This window comes from Bifidobacterium sp. FKU, from assembly GCF_026016385.1.
In the GTDB taxonomy this organism is placed as follows: Bacteria; Actinomycetota; Actinomycetes; order Actinomycetales; family Bifidobacteriaceae; genus Bifidobacterium; species Bifidobacterium infantis.
Genome location: NZ_CP092888.1, coordinates 2,596,584 through 2,615,721 on the forward strand (window position 1 = coordinate 2,596,584; position 19,138 = coordinate 2,615,721).

At 57.5% G+C, this 19,138-nt stretch carries 16 protein-coding genes; 7 read left to right on the forward strand and 9 right to left on the reverse strand.

Features of this window, described 5'->3' with window-relative positions; translation table 11 throughout:
* The first annotated feature begins 7 nt into the window (after positions 1-7).
* Genes rsmA through MMB48_RS11515 form a run of 3 tightly spaced genes read left to right on the forward strand, consistent with a single transcriptional unit; the run spans position 8 to position 2,554 of the window.
* Positions 8-931, forward strand: coding sequence for a 16S rRNA (adenine(1518)-N(6)/adenine(1519)-N(6))-dimethyltransferase RsmA (gene rsmA, locus MMB48_RS11505; RefSeq protein WP_032743453.1), 924 nt, complete (start codon positions 8-10; stop codon positions 929-931).
* Positions 928-1,878, forward strand: coding sequence for a 4-(cytidine 5'-diphospho)-2-C-methyl-D-erythritol kinase (locus MMB48_RS11510; protein ID WP_032743451.1), 951 nt, complete (start codon positions 928-930; stop codon positions 1,876-1,878). Before rsmA ends, MMB48_RS11510 begins: the two co-directional genes overlap by 4 nt.
* A gap of 46 nt (positions 1,879-1,924) precedes the next feature.
* Positions 1,925-2,554, forward strand: a complete 630-nt coding sequence (locus tag MMB48_RS11515; protein WP_032743450.1) for a LytR C-terminal domain-containing protein — start codon at positions 1,925-1,927, stop codon at positions 2,552-2,554.
* Positions 2,555-2,638: 84 nt separating this feature from the next.
* Here MMB48_RS11515 and MMB48_RS11520 read toward each other — a convergent pair whose 3' ends face one another.
* Positions 2,639-4,054, reverse strand: coding sequence for a CCA tRNA nucleotidyltransferase (locus MMB48_RS11520; RefSeq protein WP_032743449.1), 1,416 nt, complete (start codon positions 4,052-4,054; stop codon positions 2,639-2,641).
* Between the two features lie 86 nt (positions 4,055-4,140).
* On the opposite strand from MMB48_RS11520, the gene MMB48_RS11525 reads away from it, so the two are divergent.
* The 4 genes from MMB48_RS11525 (at position 4,141) to MMB48_RS11540 (ending at position 12,711) form a co-directional block, all read left to right on the forward strand.
* Complete coding sequence (locus MMB48_RS11525) at positions 4,141-5,433, forward strand: NUDIX hydrolase (RefSeq protein WP_032743448.1); 1,293 nt, start codon at positions 4,141-4,143, stop codon at positions 5,431-5,433.
* Positions 5,434-5,504: 71 nt separating this feature from the next.
* Complete coding sequence (locus tag MMB48_RS11530; RefSeq protein WP_172664386.1) at positions 5,505-7,703, forward strand: DUF6049 family protein; 2,199 nt, start codon at positions 5,505-5,507, stop codon at positions 7,701-7,703.
* A complete protein-coding gene (locus tag MMB48_RS11535) occupies positions 7,700-11,572 on the forward strand; it encodes a lipid II flippase MurJ (RefSeq protein WP_032743446.1) in 3,873 nt (1,290 codons plus the stop codon). The genes MMB48_RS11530 and MMB48_RS11535 overlap by 4 nt, the downstream gene beginning before the upstream one ends.
* A 119-nt stretch (positions 11,573-11,691) precedes the next feature.
* Positions 11,692-12,711 (forward strand): NAD(P)/FAD-dependent oxidoreductase, encoded by a 1,020-nt coding sequence (locus tag MMB48_RS11540; protein ID WP_032743444.1) that lies wholly within the window; start codon positions 11,692-11,694, stop codon positions 12,709-12,711.
* A gap of 309 nt (positions 12,712-13,020) precedes the next feature.
* Here MMB48_RS11540 and MMB48_RS11545 read toward each other — a convergent pair whose 3' ends face one another.
* The 8 genes from MMB48_RS11545 to rpmH form a co-directional block, all read right to left on the reverse strand.
* Entirely contained in the window at positions 13,021-14,382 is a 1,362-nt protein-coding gene (locus MMB48_RS11545; RefSeq protein ID WP_032743442.1) for a ParB/RepB/Spo0J family partition protein, read from the reverse strand.
* Entirely contained in the window at positions 14,382-15,353 is a 972-nt protein-coding gene (locus tag MMB48_RS11550; protein ID WP_012578703.1) for a ParA family protein, read from the reverse strand. The genes MMB48_RS11545 and MMB48_RS11550 overlap by 1 nt, the downstream gene beginning before the upstream one ends.
* Before the next feature lie 250 nt (positions 15,354-15,603).
* Positions 15,604-16,269 (reverse strand): 16S rRNA (guanine(527)-N(7))-methyltransferase RsmG, encoded by a 666-nt coding sequence (rsmG, locus tag MMB48_RS11555; protein ID WP_032743441.1) that lies wholly within the window; start codon positions 16,267-16,269, stop codon positions 15,604-15,606.
* A gap of 149 nt (positions 16,270-16,418) precedes the next feature.
* Entirely contained in the window at positions 16,419-16,952 is a 534-nt protein-coding gene (locus tag MMB48_RS11560) for a protein jag (RefSeq protein ID WP_032743439.1), read from the reverse strand.
* Between the two features lie 123 nt (positions 16,953-17,075).
* Complete coding sequence (yidC, locus tag MMB48_RS11565) at positions 17,076-18,083, reverse strand: membrane protein insertase YidC (RefSeq protein ID WP_012578706.1); 1,008 nt, start codon at positions 18,081-18,083, stop codon at positions 17,076-17,078.
* The gene (gene yidD / locus MMB48_RS11570) at positions 18,080-18,397 is read right to left on the reverse strand and encodes a membrane protein insertion efficiency factor YidD (RefSeq protein WP_012578707.1); all 318 of its coding nucleotides are present in this window, start codon (positions 18,395-18,397) and stop codon (positions 18,080-18,082) included. The genes yidC and yidD overlap by 4 nt, the downstream gene beginning before the upstream one ends.
* The gene (gene rnpA, locus MMB48_RS11575) at positions 18,394-18,753 is read right to left on the reverse strand and encodes a ribonuclease P protein component (protein ID WP_007051769.1); all 360 of its coding nucleotides are present in this window, start codon (positions 18,751-18,753) and stop codon (positions 18,394-18,396) included. Before rnpA ends, yidD begins: the two co-directional genes overlap by 4 nt.
* A gap of 32 nt (positions 18,754-18,785) precedes the next feature.
* Entirely contained in the window at positions 18,786-18,920 is a 135-nt protein-coding gene (gene rpmH / locus MMB48_RS11580; RefSeq protein WP_007054596.1) for a 50S ribosomal protein L34, read from the reverse strand.
* Positions 18,921-19,138: the final 218 nt, after the last annotated feature.

Below are 19,138 nucleotides of genomic sequence, written 5' to 3' on the forward strand. Positions count from 1 at the left end.
CACGCTTATGAACGACACCATTCCCGCCACCGGTCACCTGTTAGGTGCCGCCGATATCCGTCGTATCGCGGCCGATGCCGGCATCAGCCCCACCAAGAAATTCGGGCAGAACTTCGTCATCGACCCCGGCACGGTCCGTCGTATCGTACGCGAGGCGGGAGTGACCGCTGCCGATCATGTCATGGAAGTCGGCCCCGGCCTGGGATCGTTGACGCTGGCGATTCTGGAAACCGGCGCCACCATGACCGCAGTCGAAATCGATCCGCCGTTGGCCGAACGACTGCCGGGCACAGTCGCCGAATTCATGCCCGAAGCCACGTCACGACTCACCGTCGTCAATCGGGATGCCTTAACCGTCACCCCGGAGAACGTGCCTGATTTCAGCGATGACGCATCGTTTACGCTGGTCGCCAATCTGCCGTACAACGTGGCCACGCCGATTCTGCTCACGCTGTTGGAGCGTTTCGACAACCTCGGCTCGTTCTTGGTGATGGTGCAAAAAGAGGTGGCCGACAGACTCGCCGCCAAGCCCGGTTCCAAGATCTACGGCACGCCGAGCGTGAAGCTCGCCTGGTATGGCACCGCCGAACGGGTGGGCACCATCGGCCGCAATGTGTTCTGGCCGGCTCCCAATGTGGATTCCGCGCTCGTCAGATTCACCCGGTATCAGGCCGATGACCCGGCTACCCCGGGAACTGCGAACAGCACAGACGACGGCACACAACGGGAACTCGTATTTCGTCTGATCGATGCGGCATTCGGTCAGCGTCGCAAGACCCTGCACGCGGCATTGAAGACCATTGCGCCTTCCGAGGCATTCTCCATCGCCGGCATCGATCCGACCCGTCGAGGAGAGACGCTCACCATCGCCGAATTCACCGCTCTGGCCAAGGCCATCGAATCGTGTGGAGATGGAGATGAGGCACAATGAGTCCGGTAATTTCACATCCACGCCCAGCCGCTGCCCGACATCAGTTCGATGAGCTCTCCCCCATCACCATTACGGTGGATTGCCCGGCGAAAACCAATCTCACCTTGGAAGTGGGGCCTGCTCACGACGAATGGGGCGGACGCCACGAACTGGACACCACCTACTGTGCAATCGGCGTATACGACACCGTCACCGCAACCGCCAAGCAACCCGGAGCGGGATTCTCTCTGGAGCTCGAAGGCGCTTATTTGGGCGACTTGGCCTCCTCACGCAGCGACATGCGCCGCAACCATGCGGTACTGGCCCTCTTCGCCATGGCCCAGGCGGCCGAGCGCGAGCCGGATGTGGCGTTGACCATCACCAAGCGCATTCCCGTGGGTGCCGGACTAGGCGGCGGTTCAGCCGACGCCGCGGCGACCATGCTGGCGGTCAATCGTCTCTGGGATCTGAACTGGCCTATAGAGCGCCTGCGCACCATTGCCGCCACGTTGGGCGCGGACATGCCGTTCTGCCTGACCGGTGGCCTTGCATACGGCACCGGTTTCGGTGAACGCATCACGGATATCACCCCCGGCAGCCGCGATGAGCTGGCGCTGATAGAACAGGGATTCAGCGGCGAAGTATTGGTCGGCGCATACCAGTCGCAACTCAGCACTCCTGAGGTCTACCACACCTTTGACATCGTGGGAGCCGCAGAAGGCGACCGCAATCATCTGCAGGCTGCGGCAATCAGCCTGCATCCCCGCAGCGGGCAGGCCATCGACGCCGCCACGCAGGCGGGTGCCAGCCATGCATTCGTCTCCGGATCCGGCCCCTCAGTGGTCGCTTTCGCCGCCGACGAGGCAGCGGCACAACGCATCATCGATGGGTGGCGCGATACGGCTGTGGTCGATCGCATTATTCGAGCCAAATCTCCCGCACACCCCAATATCGGCGTCAGACAGTGACGCTAAGGTAGCAACCAGCCACCCGACCCATGAAAGAAGTCCACCGATGACGTATCAGGTTGATGAACGTGAAGCCCGCAAGGCGTACGTGCGCCGCCGCCAGACCACCGTCTTTTCCATCAGCGGCGCGGCATTGGCAGTAGTGCTGGTCATAGCCCTACTGTTCAATTTCCACGTTTTCGGCCTCGGCGAAGTGGAGACTCCGGCCCGCCAGCCGAATTACGGCAACGCGGCGCCGTGCGCGGTCAAGGACAGCAGCGGCAAAGCGCAATACGTGTCCAACGCTTCGGTCGGCATTCGCGTGATGAACGGCACCTCTCACGGCCAATTCGCCAAGGCCGTGGGTGAAGCTTTGGCCAATCGTGGATTCAGCGTGCAGAAAATCGATAACTATTCCAGCACCAACGTTGAACGCACCACCATCTACTTCGGCAAGAACGCCATTAATCAGGCGTATACGCTGATCGGCAATTTCACCGACGCCACCATGATCATGACGGCTCGCGAGGATCAGCTCATCGATGTGGTCATCGGCGCCACGTTCAACGATCTGCAGGACACCAAATCCTCCCCGCAATCCGGTAAGACCATCACCAATATCGAGGGTTGCAAGGCCGCCGATAGCATGACCAAGCTGCCCGCCGACACCAAACACGACGCATACACGGCGAAGTAAGGCGCATACAGCTTCATCTTCGCGAAAAACCGTACGCTGACACGTATTCAGCGTACGGTTTTTTGGTATCGGGCTAGTATCGGACTACTGAATCTCGGCGTACCAGCGCTTGAGTTCTTCGACGGCCACATCGTGGTCCACCGGACCGTTATCCAGACGGTATTCCAGCATGTGCTTGTAGGCGCGGCCGATCATCGGGCCAGGCTCCAGGCCCAGCAACTCCATAATTTCGTTGCCGTCCAGATCCGGGCGAATCGCGTCGAAGTCCTCTTTCTTCTTGAGTTCGCGGACGCGCTCCTCCATCTCATCCATGGCCTGGGAGAAGATCATCGCCTTGCGCTTGTTTTGTGTGGTGGCATCCGCGCGCGTGAGCCTGTTCAGCCGCTCGTAGAGGTGCCCGGCATCCTTGACATACCGGCGTACGGCCGAATCGGTCCACGGCTCGTCCACATAGCCGTGGAAGCGCAGGTGCATATTCACCAGTTCCGAGACGTCCTCGACCAGATGGTGGTCAAAACGCAGCGCCTTCAAGCGCTTGCGGGTCATTTTGGCACCCACCGCGTCATGGTGGTGGAAGCTCACCTTGCCGCCCGGCTCGAACCGGCGGGTCTTCGGCTTGCCGATATCGTGCATCACGGCGGCCAAGCGCAGCGTCAGGTCGGGGGCGGGCACCGGGCCGTCCGGGCCGGTTTCCAGGGCGATCGCGCGTTCGAGCACAATCATCGTGTGCTCGAAGACGTCCTTGTGGCGGTGGTGTTCGTCGATCTGCAATTGCAGGGCCGGAATCTCCGGGAAGACGATGTCCGCAAGACCGGATTCGACCAACGCCTCAAGGCCGGCGCGCGGACGGTCGGAGAGCAGCAGCTTGGTCAGTTCGTCGCGCACGCGCTCGGCGGATACGATGTCGATGCGGTCGCGCATCGAGGTGATCGCCTCGGCCGCGTCCGGCGCGATACGGAAGCCCAGCTGGGCCACGAATCGCACGGCGCGCATCATACGCAACGGATCGTCGTCAAAGGACTGTCGCGGGTCCACCGGCGTGCGCAACACACCCTTGGACAGATCGCTGGCACCACCGAACGGGTCCACGAATTGCAGGTCGGGCACACGCAGGGCCATCGCGTTGACGGTGAAGTCGCGGCGGGACAGGTCGCCCTCAAGCGTGTCGCCATAATTGACCTCGGGCTTACGCGAGTCCGTGTCGTACGTGTCGGAGCGATAGGTGGTGACCTCCACCTTGACCTCGGTGCCGTCCGGGCGGCGGCGCATGGCACCCAGCGTGCCGAACTTGCGCCCCATGTCCCAGAAGCCGTCATGCCCCCACCGGCGCAGTATCGGCTCGAACTGCTCAGGCCGTGCGGATGAGCAGAAGTCCAAATCGTGGCTCTTTCTATGGAGCAGCAAATCCCTGACCGGGCCGCCGACCAATGCCAGCTCGTAACCCTGTTCGGCGAACAGTCGACCAAGTTCGATGGCTTCGGGCCATACTTCGAAATTCAATGGGCACCTTCCCGCGTGCGACGTTTTTCTGCCCTACCAGCATACCGTTACCCCACCTGCACACGGGGTTGAGTAAGGTGGAGAATATGATTACGCCCGCCGACCTTGCCCGCATACTGGGGCAAACACCAGATTCGGCGGATAGCCATACCCAAGACCACCTGCTGTATACGTCCGAAACTCCGCATCATTCCGCCGATTCGGGCGATTCTCCCGATGCCGGCGGCACCGCGAGCCACTCCACCAATCAGGCCGTTCATCAAGACGAAGTAGACGCAGTACCGACTGCGCAACATTCCGGTGTACCCGGCACACCCGCAACGCCCGCCACACCCGCACCATCCGAATCCGAAATATCGGACGCCGCCAGCGACATGCCCACACCGAAGCCGATGATGCCCACACCGGCCACCGTCTTCGGCATGCATGCCACCGTCACCATCGCCACTACCAGCGGCACTATCGAGGGGCAGGCCGATGGTATCGCCGGCGAGGCCGGTGCCGAGACGATTGCCGAGGTCGAGCCGATTATCGCCACGGCACAAACGTCCGTAACCATCGTCACGAACGATCCCGCGGCGACCGCCCACGCGGCCGTAGATGCTGCCGTTGCGGTCGCCAAGGCCGCCGTCGCGCACACCACAGCGATACCGACTCCGCGCGACGTGCTGATGCCGCCTGCGGCACGTACCGCACCGGCCGCAGTGCCGGCCACCATGCCGGTCTCAGCGCCGTCTGCAGCACCAGTGAGGCCCGTAACGTCAGCGCATCCCACGCCGGCCACGGTCTTCGGCCGGCATCCGTCCGCGGATGTTGCCTCGCCGGAACCGGCAGTGCCAGTAGAACCGGTGACGCCATCCGGCCCGACTCCGGCCATGATGCCGCAACGCCGTACGTCGGACGGTCCGACCACATTCGCTTCACTGGATGCCCAGGAACTGCCGGTCGTACGCGAATATTCGGCAGGCGGTCTGATCTTCGATGACCAGAACCGCGTGGCCATTATCGCCCGTCATTCCCGCTCCGGCCATCTCGAATGGTGCTTGCCGAAGGGGCATATTGAGAAAGGCGAGACCCCGCAGCAGACCGCTGTGCGCGAAGTGCATGAAGAGACCGGCATCCTGGGCGAGGTGATCGATTCCATCGCCACCATCGACTGCTGGTTCACCGGCACCACGCAGCGCGTGCATAAGCTGGTCCATCACTTCGCGCTCAAACAGACCGGCGGCGAACTGACGGTGGAAGGAGACCCGGATCATGAGGCGGAAGACGCCCTCTGGGTACGTTTTGAAGATTTGGATGACGTGTTGAGCTATCCCAACGAACGCAAAATCGCGTGGCTCTACGCCAGGAAGAAGAACAGGCAGGCAAACGAGTGAACCTACCCGGAGTCTTACGACATTGCACACGTCTGGCACACGCACTGGCGGCTGGCGTCGCCGTTGTGGCGATGCTGGCCGCTCCATTGACCGTCTACGCGAACGATACGACGGACACGACCGATTCATCATCCGATACGACGGACGCAACGGGCAATCAGACCGAGAATCAGCCCAAGCAGAGCATTGCCATCACGCAAAGCACCCCCATCGTCACCTCCAAATCGGGCTATCATGTCACCGCGGTCATCAGCAATACGGACAGCACGGCCACGTCAAGCGGCACACTGCACCTGACCACCAATACGCTGTTCACCTTTGTCTCGCGCACCGATATTCAGAACTGGGCCGAGAACAACGCCCCCATCCCCACCCCCAACGAGTTGGGTTCCGTTGACGTGCCATCGATTCCCGCCGGCGGCACTGCCACCGTTACCGTCGAGGTGAACGCCAATCAGCAGACCCTTGCCTCCATAGGGAGCTGGGGGCCGAAGCCGCTGATGCTGTCGTATATCGTTGGCAATCGGATACTCGCCGATTTGCCGAGTTTTCTGACCCGATCTTCGGATGGGCTCAACACCGCGACGACACCGGCCATGAACCTGACCGTGGCCATGCCCTACACCGCCAGCGGCTGGCAGGTCGATAACAAGGCCATCAGCAATCGCATTGCCGAAACCGCCACTTCCTCGACATCAACATCGTCCAAGTCCAACAGCACGGACAAGGCCGACAAGTCCGATAACGCCGACGCCGGCAACGCGGCCAAAGCCACTGATACGCCAGCCATATCCTTATCCGGTCAGGATGCCGATACCGCGCGATCCCTTGGGCAGACATTCGCCAAGCACCGCTCGCTGCAAGTGATCGCGGATCCTCTGTATTGGCGTCAGTCCGCAGTGCAACCGTCCATTGCCGGCATCATGCAGCCCGCCGACTTTGACATCACCGCCTATACCGCGCTGGGTGATACCGCGGCCTACGAAAAGGCCGGCATCACCACTGAGCAGTGGAACGCCAAGCAGGCGGCCGCATGGTATGCCGCCGGAAACGACTCCGAAACACCCTCCGCGTACGCATGGCAGGGCAACAACTGTTGGACGTTGGATGCGCTGACCGCGGCACGCGAGCAGGGCTATGACACGGTGATTGCCGATGCCTCTTTCGATGCCGACCAGACTGAAGCCGTACACACAGGCACCTACGTGGTGGATACGCCTGCCGGCGATGTCACCGTGCTGAAGGAGCAATCGACCTTGGGCACGCTGGCCAAGGGCCAACCCACCAGCACGGACGCGCAGGCCGAGTCCAGCGATGCCGGTCGGTTAGCCCGACTGGTCGCTCAGAGCGCGTTCTACCAGATGGAACAGCCCTATACATCCCGATACCTGCTTATGACGTTCTCCCGCACCACGGAGGCCAGCTGGATCGATCAGGTGATGAGCGCCTTCGAGCAGGCCTCTTGGTTGAATCTGACGGATCTGAAGACCATGGCCAAGGCCGATCCGTACAATGTCAGCGATTCGGTCAATCCCGACAAGGCCGATGATGCCAACACCGCCAATACCCGGTCGGCATTGAGACAGTTGGCCGACAGCCGGCATGACATCATGCGCATGGCCACCTCCATATTGAGGAACGAGATTGATTCCGACGAGGTCTCGTCGTTGGACCCGCGGGCCCTGGCCCGGCAGGACGCCAATGACACCGCCTCGCATAGCAACGATCCGATGCAATGGATTGGCTCTCTACTGGTGCTGCATGACGATATGGCGCTGCGGTCCATGTCTGGCTCCCCCCAGCCGACAGCCACGCGAAAAGCCATGGTCAACGCCGCGAAAACACTGGCCAGCGATCTTCTGAACGGCGTACGCATCAACCCATCGGAATCGGTATCCGTGTTCAGCGAATCCGCGAAAATGCCAATCACCATCAGCAATGACCTTCCCTACGCCGTCAGCGTGCAGGTCAACTCACTGACTGACTCCATGCAGATCGTCACCTCGCGAACCGCTGACATCGATATTCCCGCGCATAGCGACGCTCAGGTGACCTTCACCATCCGCGTTTCCACTTCCGGCTCATCGACGGCCCATGTGTCGTTGACCGACCGGGAAGGCAACAGATTCGGCAACACGCAGGACACCGCGATCACCAGTGTGATGCGCATCAGTGATGCCAGCGGCTTCATTATCATTGGCTTCGCCGTGCTATTGGGCATTATCGGCCTGTGGCGGCAGTTCCATCGGAAGAAGGACCCCGACGAATGAGTTCAACCGTAGGTCGTAATTCCCTGATCATGGCCACGGGAACTGCTGCTTCCCGTGTGACCGGTCAGCTCCGCACGATTCTTCTCGCTGCGGCCATCGGCACCACCGGATTGGCGGCCAACGCCTATCAGGCCGGTTCCATGATTCCCCAATCCGTGTTCACGCTGGTGTCCGGTGGTATTTTCAACGCCGTGCTGGTGCCCCAGATCGTGCGCACGTTGAAAGAAAAAGACGCCCAAGAACGACTGAATCGTCTGGTTACGTTGGCCATCGGCATCCTGTTGGCCATGACCGTGGTGATGGCGGCGGCCAGCCCTCTGCTTGCCCGCCTGTACGTGGGTAGCGACGATCACCAGATGATAGCCCTGACTACCTCGTTCACCCTGTGGTGTATGCCTCAGGTGTTCTTCTACGGCCTGTATACGGTATTGGGTCAGATCCTGGCCGCCAAAGACCATTTCCTCACGTATGCGTGGAGCTCAACCGGTGCCAACATTATTAGTTGCGCCGGTTTTACTGGTTTTATTCTGCTGTTCAGCAAGGCCAATGAACAGCCCCTCGAATTCTGGACCGCCGACAAGATCGCGCTTACCGCAGGCACCTGGACTTTGGGCGTGGCCTTCCAAGCGCTGATACTGTTCCTGCCACTGGCCCGTATCGGGTTCAAGTACAGACCCAGCTTCGGGCTTGGCGGCTTTGGACTCAGGTCTATGGGTCCCGTGGCGTTAGGCTCTTTGGGCGTGGTGGTCGCCAGCGAGATCTGCGGCATTATCCTTACCCGTATCGCCACATCCGCACCGCAGCGCACCCACGAACTGACGGGTGCCAGCCTGTTCAGCGTGGCAGGCAACGCGACCTATCAGAATGCGTACACACTGTTCATCCTGCCCTATTCGCTCATCGCCGTATCGGTATCCACGGCTATGTTCCCCAAAATCTCCCGTTCTGTCGCAGCTGCGAATCTGGATGAGGCACGGCACGACCTAGTCAACGCACTGAATAATGTGGGCCTGCTCATCATATTTTTCGCCGCCGCCATGATTGTGTTCCCCGAACCGATTATCCGCGCATTGCTTCCGTCCGTCTCGATGGACGAGACCATGCTGATTTCCTACGCGCTTATCGCCCTATCTGTGGGCACTCCTTTGGGATCGGCGTTCCTGCTGATTCAACGTACATTCTATGCCTTTGAGGACGGCCTGCACCCCTTCTTGTCCGCGGTGATGCAGTATGGGTTCACCTCGGTATTCATGATCATCGGCATGATGGTACTTCCTCCTGAGCATTGGGTACTCGGCATCGCCTGCTCGGTGACACTCGGCGGATTACTGGCGTTGCCGCTGACGTTGATGATGTTGCGCCGCAAGTTCGAAGGCGATCTTGGCGGTCGGGAGATCACGAGGACATATGCCAAGGCTATTGTGGCGGCACTGGCTTCCGGAGTTGTGGTCTGGCTGATCAAACGACCGGTAGTCGCACTGTTCGACGCGGATATTCGACCAGTAGGCGGGCACATGAGCTGGTGGTCTGCGCTGGCCATCTGCGTGGTGCTCACCATCGTGCTGACCATAGTATATGTGGCTGTGTTGTGGGTGGTACGCACCCCGGAACTCATCAGCGCCTATCACTCGATACTGGCCCGTCTACACAAGACTCCGGCCAGTGAGGACGTTGCTGTGACAGCCCAGCCGGAAAAAGTCGACGATACGCAAATCAATCCTGAGACGGAGCCCGTCAAGGATAGCCCCGCACGTAGAATATCTAAGACCAGTCTCGAACACCAATCACACGGAGCCGAACGCACTATGAAACCGCAACTCGGAGACACAATTCTCAACCGATACACCTTGGTATCATCGTTGCGTGCGGAGCCTGGCATTCAGGCATGGAAAGCCAACGACCGTGTGCTGGCAAAGGATTGCCAGCTGTTCATCATTACCAATCGCAGCGCTTTCGCCGCAATCGATGAGATCGCTGGTCGTATCGCCGCCACTCGCCCTGATCGTGTGATTCCCGTACTGAAATACCGTATGGAATCCGACGTACTTCTCATTGTCATGCCGGTGGATAGCGGCCAATGCCTGACTGACTACATGGTGGATACCGCCAAGCCGCTCAGCTACAGCGCCATCCGATCGATTATCGGAGAATGCGCCAACGTGCTGCGCGAGATCATTGCGGATACTCCCAGCAGCATCGTCATCACAACCGACACCGTTCGAGTGACTACCTCCGGTGTGCAAATTGCCGATGCACCATGTGCCACGATGCTGGCCGATACGTCCGCTACCGATCTGCGTACGGACGGTCCTGAACGGTATGCGATTCGCCAGCTTGCGGCATTACTCTATACCCTGCTGACACGCACGCCAAGCCAAGCGACACCCACATTCAATCTGCGTGCCATGCCACAAGACACCCCTGGCGAATTCCGCGTGATTTGCAAGCGTGGATTGGCCTTGAGCGAGCCCGACGAGCATACGTTGCCAATGGCTGCCCTTGTAGAACTCGACGCCTTGTTGGGTAATTGGAAACCGCTCTCTGAACTGAGCGATGCTGATATTGCTTTGCCGAGCGTGGAAAGCGATTGCTCGATTACCAAGGCGATACTGAAGCCTGCCAACGAGACTGATATCGTGCCTATTCCCAGCACGTTGATTAACAGCAGCAGTCTTCCGGAATTGTCTATTACACCTTCCCTGCCGGTTCAGCCGGCCTCCATCCTCGCTCCGCACGTGATGTCACCGGTTCCTTTGCCGGATGGGTCCAGTATTGCTGACGGCAACCAGTCTCAGTCTGATGCCCACCGTCTGTTTGACTTCAACCTTTCTGACGCCTGGGAGCACGAGAATCTTTCCGGTGAAGACACCGGTGACTGGTACAGCGAAATGAATCCGGCCCCCATCGGCGGTCCGAGTGATAATACTCGGTTGACAGTGCCTATTGTTACCGGCGGTATTTCCGACGCCACCGTGGGAGAGACAACCAGTCGTATTCCCATGTTCCTCGCCAGCGGCCGTGCTGTGGCTCCTGGTGAGGAATCGCTGCGTGCCTTGGAAGAGGAGCAGGCCCGCATTGCCGAAGTAAGCGCCATTCCTCCGAGCTTCACACCGAAGGATGTGCCGGATGACGAGGATGACAGCAAGCTGCCCGATGAACATCTGTTCGGTAAACTGTCGACCAAGGTCGTTGCCATCATTGTGGCTCTGATATTGGTAGTGGCAGCGGCTGTTTGGGCAGTGTATGCGTTCCGATCCTCCGGAGGCAATCCTGCCGATGCTTCCAACAACTCCAGTGAAGGTGACTGGCCTGATATCAATGCTGACGCTGTGCCATTCGGTGGCAGCAAGAACGCGACGAACGGTGGCACCACTGACGATTCTTCAAAGTCAAGTGATGCCACTCAGAGCGAATCCAAGGACTCGGCATCAGACAAGTCCAAGAAGTCCGAGACTGCTGATTCGTCGTCCAAGAAGACCAAGGCCAAAAAGTCCGGCGATAAGGATTCCAGCGCTGCTCCGCAACCGCGCCATGAGAACAACACGGCGTTTACGATTTCCAGCGCCAACTTCCTGTCGAATCCTGGCGGCCAATCCGGGTACGCATACTACATGCACCTTGACCAGCCGCAGGATGCGTACCGCATGGTTATCACCATCCGCACATCCGGTGGTAAGGGCTATATTCGCGCGAATACCACTGGAGACCCCACTCAGGGCAAGCAGGTGGCCGAATTCACCTTTGCTGAAGGTGGCACTACTGAAGTGAAGTTCACCAAAGCCGTCAATACGCAGGATCTGCTGCTGTGGGTGCCATCGGATAGCCTGCCGCAGAACCAGCTGTACATCGAGAAGGTGGAGGTCTTCTAATCGGCATCTATGCCGATAACTGACCCAAGAAGGGGCGGCACCGTTCGCATACATTCGACGGTGCCGCCCTTTCTTCGCGTCTGGCTGAATGACACGGAATATCGTATGGGGGTGTGACAATGTTTCACGTGAAACATAACGTCATCATTATCGGTTCTGGTCCCGCTGGCTACACGGCCGCCATCTATCTTGGCCGCGCAGGTCTTAATCCTGTTATGGTCACTGGTGCGTTGTCGCCAGGTGGACAGTTGGTCAACACCACTGAGGTGGAGAACTTCCCTGGATTCCCGGAAGGTATTCTTGGCCCGGATCTTATGGATCGCATGAAGGAACAGGCCAAGCGCTTCGGTACAACCTATATCGCAGACGATGTCTCTTCCATCGAGGCGTGTGAAAGTGATTCGGTCAAGCCGACCTATCGTGTAACGCTCTCCGATGACTCCCAGTTGGAGGCATCGGCGCTTATCATCGCCACAGGGTCGTCATTCCGTAAGCTTGGGGTGCCTGGCGAACAGGAGCTGTCCGGACATGGCGTCTCGTACTGCGCCACCTGCGATGGCTTCTTCTTCAAGAACAAGCCTATCGTGGTCGTAGGCGGTGGCGATTCGGCTTTTGAAGAGGCATTATTCCTGACCCGGTTCGGTTCTTCAGTCACCTTGATTCACCGACGCGATAGCTTCCGTGCCTCGCAGATCATGGTGGACCGAGCCAAAGCCAATCCGACCATCACCCTGCTGACCAACACAGTGGTGACCTCCATTACCGGCACCTCCTCCCCCACACAGAACACCGGTGCACCTATTGCCATTCCTGGCTTGACAATCAAACGACCGGCTGTGGCACCGGCCAGTGTCAGCAGCATTGCCGTACGTAATGTGGTGACCGGAGAAGAAAGCACGCTGGACACCAACGCCGTGTTCGTGGCTATCGGCCATACGCCAGCCACTGATTTTGCGGCCGGTGTTGTGGACCGTGACGATGATGGGTATGTCGTGGTGCAGGGTGCCAGCACGGTGACCAGTGCGCCAGGCATCTTTGCTGCAGGCGATTGCGTGGATCGTACTTATCGTCAGGCGATCAGTGCAGCGGGCATGGGCTGCCGTGCAGCGCTGGATGCGCAGGCCTATCTTACGGACTGATTGCGGCGGACTGATGGTGGCTTGCTGTTCTGTCTGCTGCCTGTGACATAGGAGCAACGTTAGGTCAGTGTTACAGCATGCCGCCCTTGGATAGTACGTGCCAGTCAGAGGCATAGAAAAACCTCTCAGGCGACAGAGAATCATGATGTGTGATGATTGTCCGTCGCCTGAGGGGTTTTTCCTATTGCGACAGGGGCTACAGCGCAGGCATACGCCCCTGCCAGGAATCACGCAGAGGCTATACGTCTTGTGTTGTACACCGCACTGCACAGCAATAATGCCAGCGACAACACGAATGTTCTTATCGCGTTACACCCATTTGGAATCGGCATCGCCTTGGCTCGGCACCAGCAGCTGCAGGATACGATCCATATCCTCTGGTGACGAGAAGACGATTTCGATGCGACCATGCTTGGTGCTGCCCTTAATCGACACCTTGGTATCGAAATGATTTTCCAAACTCTGCTGGATGGCGGAACCAACCCAAGGATTGGTCTTAGACGTCTTAGGCTTCTTCGGCTGCTCCCCCGACGCAACCTTCATGGCGACGATTTCTTCGGTGCTGCGTACAGAAAGACCTTCCGCAATAATACGAGAAGCCAGCTTGTCCATTTCCTCCGGATCGCTCAGGCCCAATAGCGCACGCGCATGACCGGACGATAGCACACCGGCAGCCACTCTCTTTTGCACAGAGGCCGGCAGGTTCAGCAGTCGCAAGGTATTGGCGATTTGCGGGCGAGACTTGGACACCGACTTGGACAGTTGTGCTTGCGTCAACCCGAACTCTTCGATCATCTGCTGGTAGGCAGCCGCCTCTTCCAGCGGATTCAAGGCCACACGGTGCAAGTTTTCCAGCAACGCATCGCGGAGCATATCATCATCCGCAGTGGTTTTGACGATGGCGGGAATCGTCTCCAACCCAGCCAACTGAGAAGCACGCCAACGGCGTTCACCCATAATGAGCTCATACGGGCTGTCCAAATGACCGGCAAACGGATTCGTGCTGGATTCCGTCTCGTCGTGCTTGGCGGCTTTGGCCGCAGCAATCCGGCTTGCCGGACGCTTGCGCACGACTATCGGTTGCAGCACACCAACTTCCTTAATGGAAGCAGACAGCTCATTCAACTCATCCTCGTCGAAGATGGTACGAGGCTGATGTGCATTGGGCCCGATATCAGACAGTTTGAGTTCAGCCAGATAACCACCGGCTACCGGCTTGAGCTCGTCCTTCTTATCTGTGTCAGCGGTCTTTGCCGCCGATGCAGTCTGAGATGTTTCACGTGAAACATCTTTGACAATGACGGATGTACGATGTGCCGTCTGAGGCGCAGACGACTTGCCGCCCTGCTGAGGCGCGGCGACCTTACCGGTTTGAGGTTTCTCCGTACCGAAAAACAGGTCGCTAGGATGAGTAATGATGTCCAATGCGGGCATGGATGCGCGTTTACCGGCGGCTTTCTTGGCTGCCTTGCTGGATGATACCGTCTGAGGCGCGGCAGACTTTGATTCCTGCTGGGCAGTAGCCTTCTTGGCGGGGGTTATGTCAGCAGTGGCCGCCGGAGTAGACGAATCCTCCGCAATCATTGCGGGCTGCTCCGCCACTGGTTCCTCCCCTGGCAATGTGGGGAACAAAGCGCCAAGGCCCTTACCGAGTCGTGATTTTGATGCCATTACTTGTTCCTCCTCGCATCAATGGTGTCAAGGACTTGTTGCGAACGCTGTGCGATTTCCAAAGCTGCTTCACCATACGATATGGCACCTATGCCACGAGGATCATAGGCAATCACCGATTGGGAGAAACTCGGCGCTTCGGAGATCTTGACTGAACGCGGGATGGTAGTATTCAGCACAATGCTGGGATAGTGTCCCTTAACCTCGTTATATACTTCACGGCTCAATAACGTTCGGCGATCAAACATCGTGACGAGCATGGTGGACACCAGCAGTACGGGATTGAAATGCTCTTGCACCAAACCAATCGTGTTAATCAGCTGGCCAAGACCCTCCAATGCGTAATACTCAGCCTGGATAGGAATCAGCATCTCGGTCACTGCACACATGGCGTTGATGACCAACAGGCCCAAGCTGGGCGGGCAATCAATGAACACGTAATCATAGTGTTTATCTGATTGACGTAGGTAGAGGTCTAGGGCCTCCTTCAGCAAGGTGTTTCGGTTGGGCAGATCGGCCACTTCCAACTCAGCACCGCTGAGATCGATTGATGCAGGCACAACATCAAGTGTGGGAAAATCAGGACAGACCGTGATGACATCCCCCAGATCGGAACGCCCCTCGATAACGTCATAGACCGAGGGCTCTCCCGATGCATGAGATACACCCAACGCCGTAGAGGCATTGCCCTGCGGGTCCATATCGATGACCAACACCTGCGCGCCCTTGTCTGCCAGCGCCGCAGCGGTGTTCACCGTGGATGTGGTTTTACCCACTCCCCCCTTCTGGTTGGCCACGGCAATACGACGGGTACGTTTAGGTTTGGGGAAATCGGTTTTCTTGAGTACATCGTAGCGTGAGCTTTCATCAGCCATCTGGCTACCAAGCACTGAACCGTGACCATCGAATATTCGCTGAAGCGTTTCGGAAGCCGATTCTATAGGTTCCGACTGATGATCCTTGGTGGCCATCGCTCCTCCTTGCACAGACGTAAGTTCCAGTGTTCTCATTCGTATGGACATGATGCTCGTTATCCACAATTGCGATATGCAATGTGGATAAGTGTGGATAAGTGTGAATGACGTTGAGTGTTAGATTGTGTATTCACAGACGAAAAGCATTGAAAAATCAATGTTTCCATCATTGTGCACATCGTCCCGTAAAAATGTGGATAATTTTTACGCACATATGGAAATGTGGATAACTTAATCAGTACTCCACTCATCGCTTATCCACAATCACCACGTGCGTAGGCTCAAGATCCGGTCCGACAGCCGCTTCAACGACGCGTGGATGACGACCACCGAATTTTGCAATCTCCTTGCCGGCCTTGTCGATTTCAGCCTGAGCAGACCGTCCCTTCAATGCGATCAACTGTCCTGACGGTTTCAGCAACGGCAACGTCCAGCCAGAAAGTTTGGTCATAGGAGCAACCGCACGACACGTGACAACAGCGAACGGATGAATTTCCCGCTTCCGTACCTGCTGAATGACGGCATCGGAGCGTCCACGAATAATCTCAACGTTCTGCAGTTGCATCAGGTCAACACATTCATGCAACCATTCGATTCGCCGCTCCATCGGTTCAATCAGCGTGAAGTCATGATCCGGCAAACACGCGGCAGCCACCAATCCGGGAAAACCACCACCACTGCCGACGTCGGCAACTGTTTTGAAGCGAATACCATTCGTTGCATTCCGAACGTACGGCACAATCGCAGCGGAATTCAGAATATGCCGTTCCCAAATGATATCGACGTCACGGGGGCCGATCAATCCACGAGGTTCACCCTCTTCGGCAATCTTGGCATGGAAACGCTCCAACTTCGGCAACGCATCACCCAAGACCTCAGCAAGTACAGGTGACTCCTGCAGCTGATCCGTCATAGCCATCTCCCTCACCATGTTTCACGTGAAACAATCAACATGGAAAAGGCGTCGCTCATTACGACGCCATTCCCCCCTGCGGTCACTCTTGTCTGTTTAGAGACGACATCCGTTGAACGTCCCTGTCATCTCAAAAACTCGTCGACCTATTACTCCTGATCAACCTCGTCGTCTTCGGCAACATCCTCGACTTTGTTCTTGAGATACACCGTCACGTAACGATGAGGCTCCTCACCGTGCGAGCGAGACTTCAGCCCCTCTTCCCGAACCACATCGTGAACGACTTTACGTTCGAAGGAATTCATCGGCTTCAAGTCATACGGCTCGCCGGAATCCCTCACTGCGTCAATGGCATCCAGGGCGATATCACAGAGGTGCTGACGCTTGCGCTTCAGGAAACCGTCGACATCCACAATCAGATGAGAACGCTCGCCGGTCTTCTGCTGTACAGCCAGACGAGTCAATTGCTGCAGAGCATCAACGACTTCACCATTACGGCCAATAAGATGTTTGATGTCGGTATCGTCATCAGCAACGATTTGCACGGTGGGGCGGTCATTACGCACGCCCATCTCAATGTCGCCCTCATAGTCGGCGATATCCAGTAGGCCCTCAAGGTAATCCGCGGCGATATCAGCCTCTTCGTTGAGCTGATCAATCGACTTCACGTCATCCTGTGCCATACGCTACTCCTTCATGTCGTGTTTGAATTACAAGTCTAAGCCCTGCTCCCCCGAACAGAGAAAGTAATGTCGGTGCGTGTTCGATGTTTCACGTGAAACACCGAACACGCACCGACATAGTCGTCACTTCTTTCTGCGCTTACGCACGGGCTGTTGACGCTGATAGCCATGAGTGGCCTTACGCTCGGCCTCTTCCTTGGCCTTGGCCAATGCTTCTTCTTCCAGAGAGGGCAGGCCGGCCTTTGCGCGGCGAGCATTCTCATTACGATGATCGCGCTTTTCCTTGTCCGCCGCAGCCGGAGAGCCAGGGGTCGGGAATGCGTACACCTGCCACAATGTGCGGCAGAGGTTGCACACGTTGTTGGTCAGCCAGTAGACCAGCACGGCGAACGGCATGGTGGCACCAGAGAAGATGTACATCACCGGGAAGAGCCACAGCATAGCCTTCTGCATGGTCTCGGCCTGTTTGTTCATCGATGCGGCGGGCATGTTGCGCTTCATGTTGAAGTACTGCATAAACCACAGGCAGAAGCACATCAGGAACACGAAGGTACCGATGACCACCTTGCCACTAGTGGCAGCCCTAGAGAAGTTATCGGTCACGCTGACAATGCCGAACACATCGGTTTGGGTGAATTGCTTGGCGGTTGCTACGTCGAACGCGCCCAACGCACCGCGTTTACCGTTGGCAATGTAGGGAATGGCCGACAGCGTATAGAACATGGACATGAACACCGGGCCCTGAATGAGCATAGGCAAGCAGGAGCCAGCCGGATTGGCGTCATTGTCTTGATACAGTTTCATGGTTTCACGGCTCATGGCCTCCTTGGAAGCCTGATCCGTCTTGCCTTTGTACTTGTTCTGGATGCGCTTCATCTTCGGCGCCAACGCCTGCATCTTGCGCATCGACTTCATCTGCTTGCAGAACAGCGGGAAGATACACGCCTGCACCACCAGCACCAGGATGATAATGGCAAGCACCCATGAGACACCAATCGGGCTCATGCCCAGCATCACGAAGAAGTCATGCACGATCTTCATGATCCAGGTCTGTAACCACTCAACGGGAGTCAGGATTTTATATAGAAATCCCCAAAACCCGCTATCAAGCAGAAATTCATTTGAGTTCATCGTTGGGCCTCTCTTTGGGTTGTGGCCAATGGTGTCAGTCGGGGCTCTTCATGAGCCTTCGACCACGAAAATCTGTAAAAAATGGAATACCGTTGTGGAACATCGTCGATTCCCCCACGACTCCACGGCCGGCAACGCAGTAATCTCAGCACGGCGAGCACTCCCCCTTTGAACGCGCCATACCGTTCCAACGCCTCAATGGCATAATTCGAGCACGTTGGATAATACTTGCAACAAGGCGGTGTGTTTGCCGAGATGCGCTGTTGATACCAGCGCACCCCACCAATCATCACCGCCTTGAAAGAAGCTGTCATGCCTCAGCCACCTTATGCGCCACTGTGGCAAAAGCCTTCGCGATCTGCTGATCTAGCGAAGCGAACGATGCGGTCGCAGCACTGGGCTTGGCGCGCAAAACGATATCGCAATGCGCGGGCAACAGATCCTCATGGGCTCTGGCCAATACACGAAACCTACGCTTCACCGTATTACGGGTGACCGCATGTCCTACCGATTTGGAGACAGCTAATCCCAAACGGCGATGCACCGTCCGGTCGTCATCATCATGATGGTCGTCGGGCACCAAATAGTGCACGACGATATCCTTGCCACCTGCTTTGCGCCGGCGTTTCAGCACGGTGACGAAATCACGATGGCTTTGAAGCCGCTCCACCTCGACTATGCCTGTGGCACTGATCGGAATGATCAGGCGGAGAGGGACTTGCGGCCCTTGGCACGGCGACGGTTGATCACCGCACGGCCAGAACGGGTGCGCATGCGCAGGCGGAAGCCGTGCTTCATGTGGCGACGACGGTTGTTCGGCTGGAACGTCCTCTTCATAATCCATTGCTCCTAGGTCTATTCGGCAACGCTTCGCGCTGCCCTCACGTGAGTCAAGCTATATCAAAGTACTCTCACCCCTACCCTCAAGTCAAAACGGACGGAGTATTTTCACATTTCGACACGTTGCGAGACACGCCTCAGATCTCTTATAATCGGCGGAATACCAACCATTCACGGCCAAAAGTTATCCACAAATTACATGTTTGTTATTCACA

Coding starts and splice junctions, on each gene's coding strand:
- rsmA (WP_032743453.1), top strand. CDS start 8: ATGAACGACACCATTCCCGCCACCGGTCACCTGTTAGGTGCCGCCGAT.
- MMB48_RS11510 (WP_032743451.1), top strand. CDS start 928: ATGAGTCCGGTAATTTCACATCCACGCCCAGCCGCTGCCCGACATCAG.
- MMB48_RS11515 (WP_032743450.1), top strand. CDS start 1,925: ATGACGTATCAGGTTGATGAACGTGAAGCCCGCAAGGCGTACGTGCGC.
- MMB48_RS11525 (WP_032743448.1), top strand. CDS start 4,141: ATGATTACGCCCGCCGACCTTGCCCGCATACTGGGGCAAACACCAGAT.
- MMB48_RS11530 (WP_172664386.1), top strand. CDS start 5,505: ATGCTGGCCGCTCCATTGACCGTCTACGCGAACGATACGACGGACACG.
- MMB48_RS11535 (WP_032743446.1), top strand. CDS start 7,700: ATGAGTTCAACCGTAGGTCGTAATTCCCTGATCATGGCCACGGGAACT.
- MMB48_RS11540 (WP_032743444.1), top strand. CDS start 11,692: ATGTTTCACGTGAAACATAACGTCATCATTATCGGTTCTGGTCCCGCT.
- MMB48_RS11545 (WP_032743442.1), bottom strand. CDS start 14,382: ATGGCATCAAAATCACGACTCGGTAAGGGCCTTGGCGCTTTGTTCCCC.
- MMB48_RS11550 (WP_012578703.1), bottom strand. CDS start 15,353: ATGGCCACCAAGGATCATCAGTCGGAACCTATAGAATCGGCTTCCGAA.
- rsmG (WP_032743441.1), bottom strand. CDS start 16,269: ATGACGGATCAGCTGCAGGAGTCACCTGTACTTGCTGAGGTCTTGGGT.
- MMB48_RS11560 (WP_032743439.1), bottom strand. CDS start 16,952: ATGGCACAGGATGACGTGAAGTCGATTGATCAGCTCAACGAAGAGGCT.
- yidC (WP_012578706.1), bottom strand. CDS start 18,083: ATGAACTCAAATGAATTTCTGCTTGATAGCGGGTTTTGGGGATTTCTA.
- yidD (WP_012578707.1), bottom strand. CDS start 18,397: ATGACAGCTTCTTTCAAGGCGGTGATGATTGGTGGGGTGCGCTGGTAT.
- rpmH (WP_007054596.1), bottom strand. CDS start 18,920: ATGAAGAGGACGTTCCAGCCGAACAACCGTCGTCGCCACATGAAGCAC.